The following is a 16,291-nucleotide window of genomic DNA, read 5'->3' on the forward strand; positions in this document are numbered from 1 at the left end:
GCGTCCCCGTGCTACTGGCTGCGGATGCTTTGGCGTCGCGGACAGAAATGCAAGGCTTTGGCCGAGAAGTTCGTCGCGGCCGTGAACGCGCATGACGCCGACGCCATGCGCGCGCTAGTCACCGCGGATTTCACCTACATCGACAGCTGGCGCGAAGGCGTGACTGGCCGCGAACAGGTGATCGAAGGCGCCAGGCTCCTGTTCGCGAGCGATCCCGGCTTCGGGATCGAGGTCGAATCGATCAGCTTCAGCGATCCGTTCGCATTGATGCGCGGCTGGGTTACCAGCGACAATCCCGAAGTCGGTCGCCGCAGGGCCGTGTGGCGCGCGCGGTGCGAGGACGGACTGCTCGCCGAATGGCAGGCCTGGGCCGAAGGCGGCCCGCCGCCGCTCAATCGCACCTACTCACCCGAAGCGACAGTCGACATGTCGGACCGCGCGCCGGCTAAGCCGGGCTCATCCTGAGGCGGTCTTAGAACTCGTCGGCGGCGTCGATGAGGCTCGTCAGCCTGCGGGGCGCCACCGTGCGCCAGCTGCGCGCCAGCCAGCCATCTATGTCTTCCCAATCCGTGTCGCCCAGATCGAGGCGGATGGCGATCCAGTCCGCACCGAAATAGGCGGGCCGGTAGTATCGCTCGGGATCGTTCTCGATCAGCTGCGCCTGCTCGTCCGGTCCGCTGACCCGCACCAGCAAGGCCGTCTTACCGTCGCCGTGATGGTCGGATGACACCCAGGCGAACCTCTTGCCTTTCACGATGCCGAAGCAGGCCATGCCGTGGCTGACGGTCTCCTCGCTTTGCGGCTGTGCCAGCGCCCGCTCGCGGACCTGCGCGGTCAGCCACTCGGCGTGGTAGGGGCGGGAGACATACCCGTTCAGGATCCGCGGATAGAGCTGGTGTTCGGCGATCCGCACGCGGGCGGCGAGGGTCTCCTCGTCGTCGTCGGGCAGCACCGCGACCGACGCCTGGCCAAGAACTTCGCCCGCGTCGAGCTCGTCCGTCACCAGGTGCACGCTGCACCCGGCCCACGTGTCGCCCGCCTCCAGCGCAGCGCGGTGCGTATGGAGGCCGCGGTATTTGGGCAAAAGCGATGGGTGGACGTTGAGCAGCCGGCCCTTCCAGCGGGCTACGAACTCGCTGCCCAGCACCCGCATGTAACCGGCAAGCGCGACGTACTCGGCGCCGCTGGCCTCCACCGCATCATGCATTGCTGCGTCGTGATCGGGGCGGGACATGCCCCGATGGTCGAGCGCGAAGGTCGCCACGCCCTCCGCTTGGGCAAGCCGCAGGCCGGGCGCACGCGGATCGTTGCTGGCGACGAGCACGATTTCGTAGGCCGTCCCTTCCAGCCGGCTGGCGTAGAGGAGCGCGGCCATGTTGGTGCCGCTGCCGGAAATCAGGACGGCGACTCGCGCGGGTCGCCGCCGCGCGGGCCCCTCGTCAGGCAAGGTGCCGCGCTTCCCACGCTTCGCGCGCGCTCCAGGTGCCCGCGCTGCCGCGCACGGTGCAGCCCCTGGGCCCTGCGATCACCTCGCCGATGCGCGTGACGCCTTCGCCTTCCGCCTCCAGTTCCGCCGCCACTTCGCGCGCCAGGTCGGGCGTGACGGCGAGCACCATGCCCACACCGCAGTTGAAGGTGCGCGCCATTTCCGCCGGTTCGATCGCGCCCTGCGCCTGCAGGAACGCCATGAGGCCCGGCTGGGCCCAGGCATCGGCGTCGATCACCGCGTGGGCGCCGTCCGGCAGCACGCGGGGAATGTTCTCGAGCAGCCCGCCGCCGGTGATGTGCGCCAGCGCGTCGATCCTGCCCGCGCGGACCAGCGGCAACAAGGCTTTCACGTAAATCCGGGTCGGAGCGGAAAGCGCGTCGACCAGCAGCGTCTCTGGATCGAACAGGGCGGGGCGGTCCATCCGCCAGCCCTTGTCAGCCGCCAGGCGCCGCACGAGCGAATAGCCGTTCGAGTGCACGCCGCTGCTGGCGAGTCCGAGCAGGACGTGGCCTGGCGCGACCTTGTCTCCGGTAACCTGCTCTCCGCGCTCGACCGCGCCGACGCAGAAACCCGCGAGGTCGTAGTCCCCTGCCTGGTACATGCCCGGCATCTCGGCGGTTTCCCCGCCGATCAGCGCGCAGCCCGCCTGCTTGCAGCCCTCGGCGATGCCCGCGATCACGCGCTCGGCAATGCCGTTCTCCAGCTTTCCGGTAGCGAAGTAGTCGAGGAAGAACAGCGGCTCGGCGCCCTGCACGATCAGGTCGTTGACGCACATCGCGACGAGATCGATGCCCACGGTATCGTGCCGGTCATGCTCGATCGCGAGCTTCAGCTTGGTGCCGACCCCATCGTTGGCGGCCACCAGCAGCGGGTCGCTGTAACCCGCCGCTTTCGGATCGAAGAAGCCGCCGAATCCGCCCAGCTCGCTAGTCGCGCCTGGCCGTGCGGTGGCCTTCGCCAGCGGCGCGATCGCGCGCACCAGCGCGTTGCCGGCATCGATGGACACGCCTGATCCGGCATAAGTGTACGAGTTGTTGCGGCGTGTGTCGTCGCTCATTGCGCTCGCCTAGTGACATCGCGCTTGGATTTCCATGACCGTTTCGGCAAAAGGCCCCCGTTTTCCCCTATGGCCAGTTCACCCACCCTCCCACGCGATCCGCGCCGCGCCGCCCTGATCGCCGTTGTCGCGCTTGCCGCGATCGTCCTCGCCGCGCTCGGCGCACAGGCGCTGATCGCGCAGATCGCGGGCGACCGCGGCATCGCGCCGGTGGCCGCATCGGGCGATATCCAGGTTGGCGGTGTGGAGGTCGACGTTACCGCCAAGACTGCGGAAGAAGCGCGCGAGGAGGGCTGGCGCGAGGCGATGAAGCTCGCCTGGAAGAAGATCGGCGGGCCGGCCATTCCCGATGGCCAGCTCTATTCGATGGTATCGTCCGTTGTCATCGAGAGCGAGGAACTGGGAGCCAACCGGTATATCGCGCGGCTCGGCGTCGTGTTCGACCGGGCGCGTGCCGGAGGCCTGCTCGGGCGGGGCGAGGCGGTGCAGCATTCGGCTCCGCTCCTGCTCGTCCCCGTGCTGGTGACCGGCGGGACGCAGACCGTGTACGAGATTCGCAATCCCTGGCAGCGCGCGTGGGCCGAGTACCAGCCGGGCGCCAGCCGGATCGATTATGTCCGACCCACCGGAGCGGGCAGCGATTCGCTGCTGGTGACATATGGCCAGACCACTCGCCGCAGCCGCACCTGGTGGCGCAACGTCCTCGATCAGTTCGGCGCGAGCGACGTGCTGATCGCGATTGCCGATCTGGATTACCAGTATCCCGGCGGTCCGGTCCGCGGAACGTTTACCGCGCGGTACGGTCCGGACGACACTTTCCTGGGCAGCTTCTCGATGACAGCGCCCAGCCAGGCGGCACTGCCCAGGATGCTCGACCAGGCAGTCCTGCGGCTGAATTCGATGTACGAGCAGGCGCTGAACGACGGGAAGCTCAAGCCCGATCCCACGCTCAACCTGGGCACCCCGCAGATCGATCCTGCCATCCAGCGGCTGATAGAGCTTGGCCGCGCAGCGGACGCGCAGGAGCGAGCGCGGGCAGCCGCGGCGGCGGCGAACGACGTTGCCGCCTCGCCTGCTCCCACGCCATCCGAAACCGGCGCTCCCGCCGTGGTCAACAGCTTCACCGTGCAGTTCCCGTCTCCGGATGCAGCCGCGTTCGAAGGGGCGGTCGCATCGATCCGGGCCGCTATCGGGGTACGCGGCGGGGCGGTCACCAGCACTGCGATCGGCGGCGTCTCGGTGATGAACGTCAGCTTCGCCGGCGATGCCGCGGGGCTCGCGGCGGCGCTGAAGGCGCGCGGTTACAATGTGCGCCAGTCCGGCAACACGTTGTCCATCAGCCGGTAGGACAGGGGCAGGGTGAGCCAGATTGCGCTGCCGCTGACCACGCGGCGGGCGGACGACCCGGCGCGGATCGTCGTCGGCAACGCCAACCGCGCTGTGATCGAGGCGCTGGGCGATCCTTCCGCCTGGCCATTCCGCACCGCGATCCTGGCCGGGCCACCGCGGAGCGGCAAGTCGCTGCTCGCCCGCTGGGCCGAAGGACGCCACGGGATCGAGATCGTCGACGATGCGGACCGCTGCGAGGAAGTCGCGCTCTTCCACCGGTGGAACGCCGCGCAGGAGAGCGGCCGTCCCTTGCTGCTGATCACCGGCAGCGATCAGTGGGACATCGCGCTGCCCGATCTGCGCAGCCGGCTCGGCGCGGCTCTTCACCTTGCCATCGGACTGCCCGACGATGAGATGATCGCCGCGCTGATCGATGCCCACGCGCAGGCGCGTTCCCTTGCGCTCGGGGAAGGCGCGCTTACCTATCTCGTTCCCCGGCTCGAGCGCAGTTTCGGCGCGATCGAGCAGGTCGTTTCCGCGATCGACCGGCTGAGCCTTGAACGCAAGACACCGCCGACGCTGTCGGTCTGGCGCGACGCGTTGGAGGAGGTGCAGGGGGCCGAGCAGCCGCGCTTGCTTTGAAGCGCGATTGGTGGGAGTCTTGAAGGCAATGCTGGATCGCCTGACCGAGTACCTCGACTCCATCCGTGCGCGCGATCCCGCACCGCGCACGCGATGGGAAATCCTGCTTTATCCCGGCGTGCTCGCGGTTGGCCTCCACCGGGTGGCGCACTGGCTGTATGAGGCGAAGCTCTATTTCCTCGCGCGGCTGGTCAACCATTTCAGCCGCTTCCTGACCGCGATCGACATCCATCCGGGCGCGGTGATCGGGAAGAACCTGTTCATCGACCACGGCTTCACCGTCATCGGCGAAACCGCCGAGATCGGGGACAACGTCACCATCTACCAGTGCGTCACGCTGGGCGGCACCAATCCCACTAACGGCGTGGGGGGAAAGCGGCACCCGACGGTGCGCGACAACGTGATCATCGGTTCCGGCGCGCAGGTTATCGGCCCGATCACGCTTGGCGCCCGCGCGCGCATCGGCGCCAATGCCGTGGTGACCGACGAAGTGCCCGAAGGCGCGACGATGATCGGCCTCAAGGCCCGCTCCACGCTTGTCCCCGCCGACCAGTGGCTGAAGGAGTTCATCCCCTATGGGACGCCCTGCGACGAACCCTGCGCCCCCAGCCGCGATTGCGTCGAGAAACTGGAAACCGAACTGGGCGCGCTCAAGGCCGAGATCGCCCAGCTGAAGGCTGCCCTGCCGGCGAAGGCCGCACCTGAAAAGGCTCCCGCCGCCCGGCGCAGCGGAGCCAAGCGCGGATGAAGCCGGGTGCAGGCGCTTCGCCGACCGGCGTGGTGCTGCCTTTTCCGGGTCGTGCCCCCAGCCAGGTCGGTTTCGCGCGGGAGGAGCTTTCGCGCATTCTCGACCTTTATGGCCGGATGGTCGCGGCGGGGGAATGGCGCGATTATGCGATGGACTTCACGAAGGAGTACGCGACCTTCGCCGCCTTCCGCCGCACGGCAGAGCGGCCCCAGGCGCGGATCGAGAAGCGCCCCGCGCTGCGCGCCCGTCAGGGCATGTGGACCCTGTTCGGCGAGCACGGCCAGGTGCTGAAGCGCGGGCACGAGCTTGCCGGTGTGCTCGCCCCGGTCGAGCGGCGCCTGCTGAAGGCGGTGGGCGAATAGCAGCCGCCCACCGTAGCGGGTCAGCCGCGCGTGCTCTTGGGTGCGGCGTCGCCCATGACTTTCTGCATAGCCTTGAGGATCGCGCCCGACTGCTCGGAGCCCGAATTGGGCGCATGCAGGTTGGTCTGGGCCGAGATCTCGTCCCAGTGCGCGGCGAAGCCTTCGACCGTCCGCTCGTTTTCGGGCAGCCAGACGGCGTCGTTCATCATCACCCAGGCGGAGTGGAAGCCGCCCGCGCCCGCGCCGACGATGGCATTGGTCGGCGCGTCTTCGCTGACGAGGAAGAGAGCGGCGGGAACGACGTTCTCCGGCCCGAACATCTTGAATGCCTGCTCGGGGAACAGGTCCTCGGTCATGCGGGTGCCCGCCACCGGCGAGAGCGTGTTGACCTTGATGTTGTACTTCGCGCCTTCGAGCTGGAGCGTCTTGGTCAGACCCGCGAGGCCGAGCTTCGCAGCGCCGTAGTTGGCCTGGCCGAAGTTGCCGAACAGGCCGGTCGAAGACGCGGTCATGAGGATACGGCCATAGGCCTGCTCGCGCATCAGTTCCCAGCACGCCTTGGTCACGAACGCGCTGCCGGTGAGGTGTACCTTGAGCACGAACTCGAAGTCTTCCGGCGTCATCTTGGCGAAAGTCTTGTCGCGCAGCACGCCGGCGTTGTTGATCAGGATGTGGACGCCGCCCCACTTCTGCTTGGCGTCGGCGACCATCTTTTCCATCTGGTCGTACTCGGTGACGCTGCCGCCGTTCGACATCGCCTCGCCGCCCATCTTCTCGATTTCCTCGACGACCTTGAGCGCCATGTCCGAATGGCCGGTGCCGTCGCGCGCGCCGCCGAGATCGTTGACCACCACCTTCGCGCCGCGCCGCGCCAGTTCGAGCGCGTATTCGCGGCCCAGCCCGCCGCCGGCGCCGGTGACGATGGCGACCTTGTCCTTGAACGAGATGGTCATGGCAGTGTTCTCCCGAGTTGACGGCGCATGAGGTTTACGCGCCCGTAAAGTAGCGCCCCGGCGTTGGCACCATCCGTGGCGCGATGCAACCGGGCTAGATGCTTTCGAGCGTCGGTATCAATTCGTCGAGCGACTGGATGACCGCATCGCCGCCCAGTTCGTCAGGCGGAAGGTCGCAATATCCATAGCCCGCGACCACCACCGGCACCCCGGCGGCCCGGGCCGAGAGCACATCGTAGCTGCTGTCGCCGACATAGGCGAAGCGTCCACCGCCGAGCCGGGCGCGCGCCTCGATCAGCGGATCGGGCGCCGGCTTGGACCGGCCCTTGCCCAGGGTGTCGCCGCCAAGGATGATCTCGAAACGGCGGGCCAGGTTGAGCTGCGTCAGGATCGTGCGGGCGAAGCTTTCGAACTTGTTGGTGATCAGCGCCAGCCGAACACCGCGTTCGGCGAGCAAATCGAGCGCTTCATTCGCACCTTCGTACACGCGGGTGTGTACGCAGTTGTTCTCCGCGTAGAACGCGAGCAAGGCTTTGTAGAGCACGCGGAATTCATCGTCGGGCAGGCCCCCGCGGCTGTCGACGACCCGCTTCAGCATCATCTTCGCGCCCCCTCCGATGAGGTCCTCGATGCCCTCGACCGGCACCGGTTCGAACCCGCCCACCGAGAGCGCGTGGTTGACCGCGGCGCCGAGGTCGCGGTGGGTCTCGAGGAGCGTGCCGTCGAGGTCGAAACCGACGATGTCGAATGGAAAGCGGGTCATCGGCAGTGGCGATACCCTGCATTCTTCCAACCGCAACCAATTGGTGCCATTGCCCCGCAAATGAGAGATTTCGCCGCCATCATCCTCGCCGCGGGGCAGGGCACCCGCATGAAAAGCTCGCTGCACAAGGTCCTTCACCCGATCGGCGGGCGAGCCATGTTGCATCACCTGATGGCGAGCGTCGACGAGCTTGGCCCGCAGCATACCGTGGTCGTCGTCGGCAGCGGCCGAGAGCAGATCGAAGGCGCGGTTTCCGGCCGCGCCGTCACCGCGCTGCAGGAACCGCAGCTGGGCACCGGACACGCCGTGCAGCAGGCGCAGGCGAGCCTTGCGGGCTTCAGCGGCGATGTCCTCATCCTCTACGGCGACGTGCCTTTTGTGCGCGCGTCCACGATGCGGAAGATGCTCGACCGGCTGCATGCCGACGATGCCCCTGCAATCGTCGTGCTGGGGTTCGAGCCGAAGGACACGTTGCAATACGGCCGCGTCATCGCCGGCGCCGACGGCACGATCGAGAAGATGGTCGAGCACAAGGATGCGAGCGAATCCGAGCGCGCGTGCCGCCTGTGCAACTCGGGCCTGATGGCCGCGCGGGCGGACGATCTGTTCGACCTGCTCGGCCGGGTCGGCAACGACAACGCAGCGGGCGAATACTACCTCGTCGATGTCGTGAACGTCGCGCGGGCCGATGGACGCAAGAGCGCGGTGGTGATCACCGACGATGCGAACGAAGTCGCCGGGATCAACTCACGCGCCGAACTGGCGCGGGCCGAAGCGCAGTGGCAGGATTTCAAGCGCGAGGAAGCGATGGCGAACGGCGCCTCGCTCCGCGCGCCGGAGACGGTCTTCTTTAGCTGGGATACCGAGTTGGGCCGTGACGTGACGGTCGAACCGAGCGTCGTCTTCGGCCCCGGAGTGAAGGTCGCCGACCGCGCGACCATTCGCGGCTTCTCGCATCTCGAAGGCGCGATCGTGGGCGAGGGATGCGAGGTCGGCCCCTTCGCACGGCTGCGCCCCGGCGCGGTCATGGAGAGGGGCGCCAAGGTCGGCAATTTCGTCGAGATGAAAAAGGCGGTTCTCGGTGAAGGAGCCAAGGCCAACCACCTGACGTACCTTGGCGACGCGGAAGTGGGCGCGGGCGCCAACATCGGCGCGGGCACCATTACCTGCAACTACGACGGCTACTTCAAGTATAAGACGGTCATCGGACCGCGTGCCTTCATCGGATCGAACAGCGCGCTGATTGCTCCGGTGAGGATCGGGGCGGATGCGATCGTCGCGGCCGGCAGCGCGGTCAGCCGCGATGTCGCCGATGGCGAACTTCGCATGGTGCGCGCCGAACAGCTTGTGAAGCCCGGCTGGGCGGACCGTTTCCACGACACGATGAAGAAGAAAAAGGCCGAAAAGAAAGCCTAGCGCCGGATCGGCTTTTCTCTGGCGAGATGGTTGCGGATGGTCGTGGCCGCGACTCCCGCCTGACCCATGGCGTTGCTTATCTGGTCGAGGCCCTTGACCACGTCGCCCGCGGCGAAGAGCCCGGGGATAGAGGTTTCATAGTGATCGTCGGTGATGACGCAGCCGTCCTCGCTCGTGCGGGCGCCGATGAGGCCGATCAGTTCTGACCGCACGTGGCTCCCGAGCGCCGGATACACGCTGTCGAAGGCGAGCCGTTTGTCGGCGGTATCGAACGCCAGCCTTTCGCCTTCGATTGCATAGCCGCCGCAGGGGCCGTTCTCGACCACGACTCCTGCATCCGCAAGCTGGGCCGAACAATTTTCGTCGAGATCGTGATCGCCTTGCGGGCAGACCAGCGTGATGTCTTTCGTGAACCCGCGCAGGAAAATCGCTTCCGCGGTGCCGTGCTTGCCCGATCCAATGACGGCAACGCGCTTGTCGGTCACCTCGTAGCCGTCGCAGACCGGGCAGTAGCGCAACAACCCGCGGGCCAGCGCCTCATCGTGGACCTCGTCCGGAAGCGCGTCGGGCCGCCGGTTGACCACCCCGGTCGCCAGCAGCACCGAGCGGGCGCGGTAAGTGCCGCTGTCAGTGCCGACGATGAAGTGGTCGCCGACCTTGGCGAGATGGTCGACCTGCTTCTCCTCGCGGATCGCGCCGTATTTGCGCGCCTGTTCGCGCATCCGGGCGAGCAGCTCCTTGCCCGCAATTCCGTCAGGATAGCCGGCGTGGTTGTGCGTGCAGGGAATCCACGCCGCGCGGCTGGTCCCGCTATCGAACAGGCGGATCGAAAGATGATAGCGCGCAAGGTAGATCGCCGCCGTCAGGCCGGCGGGACCCGCGCCGATGATGATGCAATCGTCCGGCGTCTGGTCTTCGGTCATTCTTGCCATGCCCTCCGCGCTTGCGCATGGGGCGAGGGCAATGACCTTCGCCGCCACCGTCTTAACGCTCTATCCCGAGATGTTTCCCGGCCCGCTCGGTATTTCCCTCGCCGGTCGCGCGCTCGAACGCGGCGACTGGTCGCTCGAGACGGTGCAGATCCGCGATTTCGCGAAGGACAAACACCGCACAGTCGATGACACGCCCGCGGGCGGCGGGGCGGGGATGGTGTTGAAGGCCAATGTGCTCGCCGCCGCCGTCGACAGCGTGGCCGATAAGCGGCCTATTCTCGCGATGACGCCGCGCGGTGCGCCGCTTACCCAGGCGCGCGTCCGCGATCTGGCAAGCGGACCGGGCGCGGTCATCCTGTGCGGCCGGTTCGAAGGGTTCGACGAACGCCTGTTCGAGGCGCGTTCCCACATCGAGCAAGTGTCGCTCGGCGACATCGTGCTGTCGGGCGGAGAGCCAGCGGCCATTGCCTTGCTCGACGCTTGCATTCGCCTCATTCCCGGCGTAATGGGCGCGGCCTTGAGCGGGGCCGAGGAATCCTTCGAAGAAGGGTTGCTCGAATACCCGCAATATACCCGACCATTCGAATGGGAAGGGCGCACGATCCCCGAAGTGCTGCGATCGGGGGATCATGCGAAGGTCGCGGCTTGGCGCAAGGCCATGTCCGAAACCGATACTCGGCTACGCAGGCCGGACCTTTGGGAACGCTATGGTAGCGTTCGGGGCCGACCTGCCTCTGGTGCGCGGCATGAAACGAAGGACAAGGACCAGTGAACCTGATCCAGACGCTCGAGGCCGAGGCCGTCGAGGCTCTTACCCAGGGGAAGGAAATCCCCGCTTTCCGCGCCGGCGATACCGTTCGCGTGGGCGTGCGCGTGGTCGAAGGCACCCGCACCCGTACCCAGAACTTCGAAGGCGTGTGCATCGCGCGCTCGAACCGGGGCATCAACAGCAATTTCACCGTCCGCAAGATGAGCTTCGGCGAAGGCGTGGAGCGCGTGTTTCCGCTCTACTCGCCGAACATCGAGAGCGTGACGGTCGTTCGCCGCGGCATCGTGCGCCGCGCGAAGCTTTATTACCTGCGCGGCCGGACGGGCAAGCGCGCCCGCATCGCCGAACGGCGTGACACCGCGAGCCAGTAACGGCGCTCGCCGCAAGTGTCGGCAAGCATTCAGGGGCGCTTCGGTAACCGGAGCGCCCTTTTTGCTGCCCCGAGGAAAAAATGCGGCGGGACGGCGCCGGGGGGCCAGTGGTGCCGTCCCGCCAGTCGAGGCATTATGCTGTCAGGACAAGACGGCCTGCGACGCCGTCTGGATCCTCCCGCTCGAAGGCGGACGGCTCGCAATTATTTTGACGCGGCCGGGTTCCATGCCGGTGCCAAGCGAAGCAAGCGAGCTTCCTTCAACCGGCCGGGCAAATCTGCGCCTCGCGCGTTAGGCAAATCTCAAGGAAATGGGTCAACGGCGATTTAACCACGGCCCAGGACCGCTTGTCCTGTCCGCCCGTTGCGCTTTGCTGCGAGAGGCGTAGAGACCTCGGCGCTTATTGCAGGTGCGAAGGAGACGGCAGTGGGATACCGGGTGGCAGTTGTCGGAGCGACCGGCAACGTCGGACGCGAAATGCTCGCGGTACTCGCTGAACGCGAATTTCCATGCGACGAGGTAGCTGCTGTGGCCAGCTCGCGCTCGACGGGAATGGAAGTCGAGTTCGGCGATACGGGGCGCATGCTCAAGTGCCGCAATCTCGAGCACTTCGATTTTGCGGGCTGGGACATCGCATTGTTTGCAGCTGGCAGCGGCCCGACCGCAGAATACGCGCCCAAGGCGGCGGCCGCAGGCTGCGTCGTGATCGACAACTCCTCGCTCTATCGCATGGATCCGGACGTTCCGCTCATCGTGCCCGAGGTCAATCCCGACGCAATTGCCGCTTATTCAAAGCGCAATATCATCGCCAATCCGAACTGCTCGACCGCGCAGATGGTGGTCGCGCTCAAGCCCTTGCACGACGCTGCCGGTATCAAGCGGGTGGTCGTCTCGACCTACCAGTCGGTCAGCGGCGCCGGCAAGGCGGGCATGGATGAACTGTTCGAGCAGAGCCGCGCGATATTCGTCGGCGACCAGGCAGAGCCGAAGAAGTTCACCAAGCAGATCGCCTTCAATGTGATCCCCCACATCGACAGCTTCCTCGACGACGGTTCGACGAAGGAAGAGTGGAAGATGGTCGTCGAGACCAAGAAGATCCTCGATCCGAAGGTCAAAGTGACCGCGACGTGCGTGCGGGTGCCGGTGTTTGTCGGTCATTCCGAAGCCATCAACCTGGAGTTCGAGCGCGAGATATCGGCCGAGCAGGCCATGGACATCCTGCGCGAGGCGCCCGGAGTCATGCTGGTCGACAAACGGGCGGATGGCGGATACGTCACGCCGATCGAGTGCGTGGGCGATGCGGCAACGTTCGTGTCGCGTGTGCGGGAGGATCCGACCGTCGAAAACGGCCTCAACATCTGGTGTGTCTCCGACAACCTGCGCAAGGGCGCGGCTCTCAACGCGGTGCAGATCGCCGAGCTTCTGGGCCGGCGATACCTGCAAAAGGGGTAAGCGTGCGCACGCTCACCGCGATGGCGCTGGTTCTTCTCGCCGGTTGCGGCACACAGCCCGGCAAGGCCCCTTCCGCTCCGGTCAGCACTGCGGCGACGGCCCCAGTGCCTTCAGAAACAGCTGGGCGCGAAATTCGGACAACGCCAAGGCCGGCGAACAAGGCCGTGCTCGACGCGCAAGGCGTCATATTCGATTCGCCGGCTGGCAAGACACGGGAGTTCGTGTTCGGCTCGCTTCGCACGGAAGTGGACGGGTTGGCCGAGCGTATGTTCGGCCACCCCGACGAACGGTCACGGAACGATGAGTGCGGCGCCGGCCCGATTGAGTTTTCGCGCTATGGTCCGCTGACCCTTAATTTCCAGGATGGGAAGCTGGTCGGCTGGCTCGCACATGAAGGCGCGCAGGTCGTCACCAGCGACGGCATTCGTCCGGGGACAAAATTGCGCGATTTGAGAGTGGCCCGCAGCGTCAGGATGATCCCCGATAGCACCCTCGAAGGCGAGTTCGATTACCTGGCCGCCGACGGGCACCCCATCGGTGGTTTCGTGAAGGGGCAGGGGCGTGACGCGACAGTGGACAGCCTGTACGCAGGAGTTAACTGCTTCTTCCGGTGAGGGTGCGCCATGCTGACCGCCGACCTGTTCTTCAGCTTCCGCAGCCCGTACAGCTATCTGGCCGTGGGCCGTTATCGCCAACTAGCTGAAACCCATACCGTCGAAATCGCGCTTCGTCCCGTCTATCCGCTGGCGATCCGCCAGCCCGACTTCTTCGAGCGAAACCACCCCAACTGGCTGCGTTATACCTTCACCGACATGTTCCGGGTGGCCCAGTTCGAGGGTATCCCGTTCGGCGCTCCTCGGCCCGATCCGATCGTACAGGATATCGCCACCCGGCGAATCGCTGCAGACCAGCCCCATATCTACCGAATTACCCGCCTCGGACAGGCTGCCTCGCGTAAGGGCAAGGGCCTCGCTTTCGCGTCCGAGGCAGCAGCTTTGATCTGGGGCGGCGCGGAAGGTTGGCACGAAGGGGAGCACCTGGCTGGCGCTGCCGAGCGAGCGGGGCTGGATCTTGCCGAACTAGAGGCTGAAATCGAAGGCGATCCGGAACGCCTGGACCAGGAAATTGCCGGCAACCAGGTGGCGCTGGAGGAGGCCGGGCACTGGGGAGTGCCGACCCTCGTGTTCGAAGGCGAGCCCTTCTTCGGGCAGGACCGTATCGCGATCGCCCGCTGGCGCATGGAGCAGAAAGGGCTAAAAGCCCGATAGAGACTGGCTAATGCTCCATCGGCGGAGGCGCAGAGCCCGCTTGCTGGCGTGACTTGCGCATGAAGACAGTCAGCGGCACCGCCGCCAGCGCCAGCCACATCATCAGGTAGAAATCATCGATGTAGGCGATCATTGCCGCCTGCCTGTTCACTTCGTTGTCGAGCATCCGCATCACCACGTCGGCCGCCGACTGATAGCGATCGATGGTCGCCAGGTCGATCGCGCCTATGCTCGCACTCGTAAGATGACCGCCGATCTCCTCGTGGCTGCGCTGCAGGTTCGAAGCGAGCAGAATGGTCGTGATGGAGATGCCGACCGATGCTCCAAGAGAGCGCGCGAGGTTCAGCAAGCTCGACCCATCGGTCCGAAGCCGCGGCGGTAGCGTGGAGAATGCGGTTACGTTGAGAGGGATGAACACCAGGCCCATGCCCAGCCCCTGGATCAGGCCCGCGATTACGAAATGCCACACATCCGCGGCGAGCGACCAATGGGCCATCTGGTATTGGGAAAAGGCCGTTATGAGAAATCCCGTCCCGACGATGAACCGCGCGTCCGCCCCGCGACGCATCATCAGCCCGGACAATTGCATCGACACGAGAACGCCGACGCCGCGCGGCATCAGGACCAGGCCTGTATCGATCACGCTGTATCCGAACAATCGCTGCAACATCGGCGGCATCAGAGCCATGTTGGCGAACATGACCACCCCGATCGCGACCATGAAACCCAGCGCCAGAGCGAAGTTTCGGTCACCAAAGAGGGCCTTGTCGAAAAGGGGTTTCGATGCCGTCGCGAGATGGACGACGACGGCCCAAGCGGCGCTCAAGCAGACGAAGGCGTAGACCCAAATTTCGCCCGACTCGAACCAGTCGAGCTGATTTCCCCGGTCGAGCATCAGCTGCAAGGATGCGAGCGCCAGCCCGAGCAGCGCAAATCCGAACAGGTCGAACCGCCGGGGGGTCGCATCACGGTGGGGGAGCTCGGCCAGGAGTATGGCCAGGGCGAGCATTCCGAAGGGTAGGTTGACATAAAATACCCAGCGCCAGTTGGCGCTTTCGGTCAGCCATCCACCGAGGATCGGCCCGGCGATGGGCCCGATCATGATGCCCATTCCCCAGATGGCCATCACCTGCGCGTGCCGACTGGGCCGGGAGGTATCGAGCATGAAGCTCTGGCTCAGTGGTGGAATGAAGGCCCCGGCAACGCCCTGGAGCGCGCGGAAGATGACCATCTCCTCCAGGTTCTGAGCCATGCCGCACAGCATGGATGCAACGATGAAGCCGGCGACGGAGAGGATGAACAGGCGCCGCGCACCGACGCGATCGGCCAGCCATCCGGTGATTGGCATGGCGACGGCACTGGCGATGATATAGCTCGTCAGGACCCACGTGACGGTATCCGCCGTGGCACCCAGTGAGCTTTGCATGTGGGGGATCGCGACGTTCGCGATCGTCGTGTCGAGAATCTGCAGCAGCGACGCCGCCATGATGCCGACAAGGAGCAGCGGCTGGTTGCGGACCGGAAGCTGGGGGCGGTCTACCGCCGGGGCGACCGGGGGCGCAGCGTTCCGTCCGGCGGGAGCCGCAGCCGACGCCATGGCTCTAGTGCTTGCGGCCGTCGGTAAAGACCGTCACGTCCGTCGACAGTCCGGCAATCATCTCGCGCGGGGGCGCTTCGTCAATTGCGATCCTGACCGGTACTCGCTGCGTGACCTTGACCCAGTTGCCGGTGGCGTTCTGTGCGGGAAGGACCGAAAACTCCGATCCGGTCCCCGCGCCGATCGATGCGACATGACCTTTTACGACTATGTCCGGGTAGGCGTCGAATGTCATTTCCGCAGGCTGGCCAACCCGCATGTCGGCCAAATCAGTCTCCTTGAAATTGGCCTCGACGTAAGTGCTCTTTGTCGCCACCAGGGTAAGGACGGGTACCCCCTGGATGATTTGCTGGCCGCGCTGGAGCCGGTCTGCTTGCGCGACCCGCCCACTGACCGGCGCCCGCACCTCGGTTCGAGCGAGATTGAGTTCGGCTACGGCTCGCTGGGCGCGGCCCGACGCGACTTGCGGGTTTTCGCCTGGCACTTGCGCGCCGGTGGCCAGCTTGGCGCTTGCTTCCGCCTGCCGCGCCTCGGCGGCACGCAGACGCTCACGCGCCTCGGCCACCGCATGCTGCGCCGCCTCAAGATCGGCCTTGGTGGTGAAACCACGGTTCCACAGAGCCTGCTGGCGGTTCAGGGCCGCCTGCGCGAAACCGATGTCCTCCCGCGCCGCGGAGATGTCAGCCCCGGACAGCGCCGACGAGTTCTGCAGCGCAGTCACGTTCGCTTGAGCCGACGCAATTTGCGCATCAGCCTGCTGGACCTGCAGCCGGAAAGGCTCAGGATCGATGCGGAACAGGAGATCGCCTTGATTGACGGTCTGGCCGTCCTTCACGGCCACTTCGACAATCTTTCCACCGACTTCCGAGCTGATGGAAACCTTGTCCTGCTGGACGTACGCATTATCGGTGGAAACCTTGCCTTGCAGGCTTAGCCAGTAGAGCGCCCCGCCAACGACAAGCGCCAGCGGAAGGGCGATCATCAGCGCGAGTCGTCCAAGCCGGCGCTTGGGCTTCTCGGCCACCGGAAATTCCTCTGTCCTGTCCCCATCGACAGCCGCAGGATGCATCGGATCCGCTTCAGCCATGACGGGTCAGGGGGTTCAGGCCGTAAATCATGGTGCGTCTCAAGCCCAGTCAGTTG

18 protein-coding genes are annotated in these 16,291 nt (G+C 65.9%); 11 read left to right on the plus strand and 7 right to left on the minus strand.

Annotation, left to right across the window (positions count from 1 at the left end; translation table 11 throughout):
* Nucleotides 1-24 precede the first annotated feature (24 nt).
* Complete coding sequence (locus IEW58_RS04140) at nucleotides 25-465, plus strand: nuclear transport factor 2 family protein (RefSeq protein WP_188643965.1); 441 nt, start codon at nucleotides 25-27, stop codon at nucleotides 463-465.
* Between the two features lie 7 nt (nucleotides 466-472).
* Here the strand turns inward: IEW58_RS04140 and purN are convergent, their stop codons facing one another.
* Both purN and purM read right to left on the minus strand, forming a co-directional pair.
* Nucleotides 473-1,447 (minus strand): phosphoribosylglycinamide formyltransferase, encoded by a 975-nt coding sequence (purN, locus tag IEW58_RS04145; RefSeq protein ID WP_268237096.1) that lies wholly within the window; start codon nucleotides 1,445-1,447, stop codon nucleotides 473-475.
* Nucleotides 1,440-2,546, minus strand: coding sequence for a phosphoribosylformylglycinamidine cyclo-ligase (gene purM, locus IEW58_RS04150; RefSeq protein WP_188643967.1), 1,107 nt, complete (start codon nucleotides 2,544-2,546; stop codon nucleotides 1,440-1,442). The genes purN and purM overlap by 8 nt, the downstream gene beginning before the upstream one ends.
* Nucleotides 2,547-2,615: 69 nt before the next feature.
* On the opposite strand from purM, the gene IEW58_RS04155 reads away from it, so the two are divergent.
* The 4 genes from IEW58_RS04155 to IEW58_RS04170 are packed head-to-tail and all read left to right on the plus strand — an operon-like array spanning nucleotide 2,616 to nucleotide 5,627.
* Nucleotides 2,616-3,893, plus strand: a complete 1,278-nt coding sequence (locus tag IEW58_RS04155) for a heavy-metal-associated domain-containing protein (RefSeq protein ID WP_188643968.1) — start codon at nucleotides 2,616-2,618, stop codon at nucleotides 3,891-3,893.
* Between the two features lie 12 nt (nucleotides 3,894-3,905).
* Nucleotides 3,906-4,517 carry a P-loop NTPase family protein gene (locus tag IEW58_RS04160; RefSeq protein ID WP_188643969.1) on the plus strand — a complete coding sequence of 204 codons (612 nt, stop codon included), beginning with the start codon at nucleotides 3,906-3,908 and terminating at the stop codon, nucleotides 4,515-4,517.
* A 28-nt stretch (nucleotides 4,518-4,545) separates the two neighbouring features.
* Complete coding sequence (gene epsC / locus IEW58_RS04165; protein WP_188643970.1) at nucleotides 4,546-5,265, plus strand: serine O-acetyltransferase EpsC; 720 nt, start codon at nucleotides 4,546-4,548, stop codon at nucleotides 5,263-5,265.
* The gene (locus tag IEW58_RS04170; protein ID WP_188643971.1) at nucleotides 5,262-5,627 is read left to right on the plus strand and encodes a DUF2794 domain-containing protein; all 366 of its coding nucleotides are present in this window, start codon (nucleotides 5,262-5,264) and stop codon (nucleotides 5,625-5,627) included. Before epsC ends, IEW58_RS04170 begins: the two co-directional genes overlap by 4 nt.
* A gap of 20 nt (nucleotides 5,628-5,647) precedes the next feature.
* On the opposite strand, the gene IEW58_RS04175 is transcribed toward IEW58_RS04170, so the two are convergent.
* Complete coding sequence (locus IEW58_RS04175) at nucleotides 5,648-6,580, minus strand: SDR family NAD(P)-dependent oxidoreductase (protein ID WP_188643972.1); 933 nt, start codon at nucleotides 6,578-6,580, stop codon at nucleotides 5,648-5,650.
* 94 nt (nucleotides 6,581-6,674) lie between these two features.
* The gene (locus IEW58_RS04180) at nucleotides 6,675-7,343 is read right to left on the minus strand and encodes an HAD-IA family hydrolase (protein WP_188643973.1); all 669 of its coding nucleotides are present in this window, start codon (nucleotides 7,341-7,343) and stop codon (nucleotides 6,675-6,677) included.
* Nucleotides 7,344-7,403: 60 nt separating this feature from the next.
* On the opposite strand from IEW58_RS04180, the gene glmU reads away from it, so the two are divergent.
* The gene (gene glmU, locus IEW58_RS04185; RefSeq protein WP_188643974.1) at nucleotides 7,404-8,759 is read left to right on the plus strand and encodes a bifunctional UDP-N-acetylglucosamine diphosphorylase/glucosamine-1-phosphate N-acetyltransferase GlmU; all 1,356 of its coding nucleotides are present in this window, start codon (nucleotides 7,404-7,406) and stop codon (nucleotides 8,757-8,759) included.
* Here glmU and IEW58_RS04190 read toward each other — a convergent pair.
* Nucleotides 8,756-9,682: an NAD(P)/FAD-dependent oxidoreductase gene (locus IEW58_RS04190; RefSeq protein ID WP_188643975.1), complete on the minus strand. Its 927-nt coding sequence runs from the start codon at nucleotides 9,680-9,682 to the stop codon at nucleotides 8,756-8,758. The two genes, glmU and IEW58_RS04190, sit on opposite strands and share 4 nt — an antisense overlap.
* A gap of 40 nt (nucleotides 9,683-9,722) precedes the next feature.
* On the opposite strand from IEW58_RS04190, the gene trmD reads away from it, so the two are divergent.
* The 5 genes from trmD to IEW58_RS04215 all read left to right on the plus strand — a co-directional run bounded on the left by trmD (nucleotide 9,723) and on the right by IEW58_RS04215 (nucleotide 13,551).
* Complete coding sequence (trmD, locus tag IEW58_RS04195; protein WP_188643976.1) at nucleotides 9,723-10,463, plus strand: tRNA (guanosine(37)-N1)-methyltransferase TrmD; 741 nt, start codon at nucleotides 9,723-9,725, stop codon at nucleotides 10,461-10,463.
* Nucleotides 10,460-10,831: a 50S ribosomal protein L19 gene (gene rplS / locus IEW58_RS04200; protein WP_188643977.1), complete on the plus strand. Its 372-nt coding sequence runs from the start codon at nucleotides 10,460-10,462 to the stop codon at nucleotides 10,829-10,831. Before trmD ends, rplS begins: the two co-directional genes overlap by 4 nt.
* Before the next feature lie 426 nt (nucleotides 10,832-11,257).
* Nucleotides 11,258-12,283 carry an aspartate-semialdehyde dehydrogenase gene (locus tag IEW58_RS04205; protein ID WP_188643978.1) on the plus strand — a complete coding sequence of 342 codons (1,026 nt, stop codon included), beginning with the start codon at nucleotides 11,258-11,260 and terminating at the stop codon, nucleotides 12,281-12,283.
* Between the two features lie 2 nt (nucleotides 12,284-12,285).
* Nucleotides 12,286-12,897 (plus strand): hypothetical protein, encoded by a 612-nt coding sequence (locus tag IEW58_RS04210; protein WP_188643979.1) that lies wholly within the window; start codon nucleotides 12,286-12,288, stop codon nucleotides 12,895-12,897.
* 9 nt (nucleotides 12,898-12,906) lie between these two features.
* Nucleotides 12,907-13,551 (plus strand): 2-hydroxychromene-2-carboxylate isomerase, encoded by a 645-nt coding sequence (locus IEW58_RS04215; RefSeq protein WP_188643980.1) that lies wholly within the window; start codon nucleotides 12,907-12,909, stop codon nucleotides 13,549-13,551.
* 7 nt (nucleotides 13,552-13,558) lie between these two features.
* Here the strand turns inward: IEW58_RS04215 and IEW58_RS04220 are convergent, their stop codons facing one another.
* Nucleotides 13,559-15,148, minus strand: a complete 1,590-nt coding sequence (locus tag IEW58_RS04220; protein WP_188643981.1) for an MDR family MFS transporter — start codon at nucleotides 15,146-15,148, stop codon at nucleotides 13,559-13,561.
* Nucleotides 15,149-15,152: 4 nt separating this feature from the next.
* The gene (locus tag IEW58_RS04225; protein WP_188643982.1) at nucleotides 15,153-16,235 is read right to left on the minus strand and encodes an HlyD family secretion protein; all 1,083 of its coding nucleotides are present in this window, start codon (nucleotides 16,233-16,235) and stop codon (nucleotides 15,153-15,155) included.
* Nucleotides 16,236-16,291: the final 56 nt, after the last annotated feature.

Source organism: Tsuneonella deserti, assembly GCF_014644315.1.
Lineage (GTDB): Bacteria > Pseudomonadota > Alphaproteobacteria > Sphingomonadales > Sphingomonadaceae > Tsuneonella > Tsuneonella deserti.

Excerpts from the sequence above, each read along its gene's own strand:
- IEW58_RS04180 (WP_188643973.1), bottom strand. The coding sequence starts at position 7,343 with ATGACCCGCTTTCCATTCGACATCGTCGGTTTCGACCTCGACGGCACG.
- IEW58_RS04155 (WP_188643968.1), top strand. The coding sequence starts at position 2,616 with ATGGCCAGTTCACCCACCCTCCCACGCGATCCGCGCCGCGCCGCCCTG.
- IEW58_RS04170 (WP_188643971.1), top strand. The coding sequence starts at position 5,262 with ATGAAGCCGGGTGCAGGCGCTTCGCCGACCGGCGTGGTGCTGCCTTTT.
- glmU (WP_188643974.1), top strand. The coding sequence starts at position 7,404 with ATGAGAGATTTCGCCGCCATCATCCTCGCCGCGGGGCAGGGCACCCGC.
- IEW58_RS04225 (WP_188643982.1), bottom strand. The coding sequence starts at position 16,235 with ATGGCTGAAGCGGATCCGATGCATCCTGCGGCTGTCGATGGGGACAGG.
- IEW58_RS04140 (WP_188643965.1), top strand. The coding sequence starts at position 25 with ATGCTTTGGCGTCGCGGACAGAAATGCAAGGCTTTGGCCGAGAAGTTC.
- IEW58_RS04220 (WP_188643981.1), bottom strand. The coding sequence starts at position 15,148 with ATGGCGTCGGCTGCGGCTCCCGCCGGACGGAACGCTGCGCCCCCGGTC.
- trmD (WP_188643976.1), top strand. The coding sequence starts at position 9,723 with ATGACCTTCGCCGCCACCGTCTTAACGCTCTATCCCGAGATGTTTCCC.
- epsC (WP_188643970.1), top strand. The coding sequence starts at position 4,546 with ATGCTGGATCGCCTGACCGAGTACCTCGACTCCATCCGTGCGCGCGAT.
- IEW58_RS04175 (WP_188643972.1), bottom strand. The coding sequence starts at position 6,580 with ATGACCATCTCGTTCAAGGACAAGGTCGCCATCGTCACCGGCGCCGGC.
- IEW58_RS04215 (WP_188643980.1), top strand. The coding sequence starts at position 12,907 with ATGCTGACCGCCGACCTGTTCTTCAGCTTCCGCAGCCCGTACAGCTAT.
- IEW58_RS04190 (WP_188643975.1), bottom strand. The coding sequence starts at position 9,682 with ATGACCGAAGACCAGACGCCGGACGATTGCATCATCATCGGCGCGGGT.
- purM (WP_188643967.1), bottom strand. The coding sequence starts at position 2,546 with ATGAGCGACGACACACGCCGCAACAACTCGTACACTTATGCCGGATCA.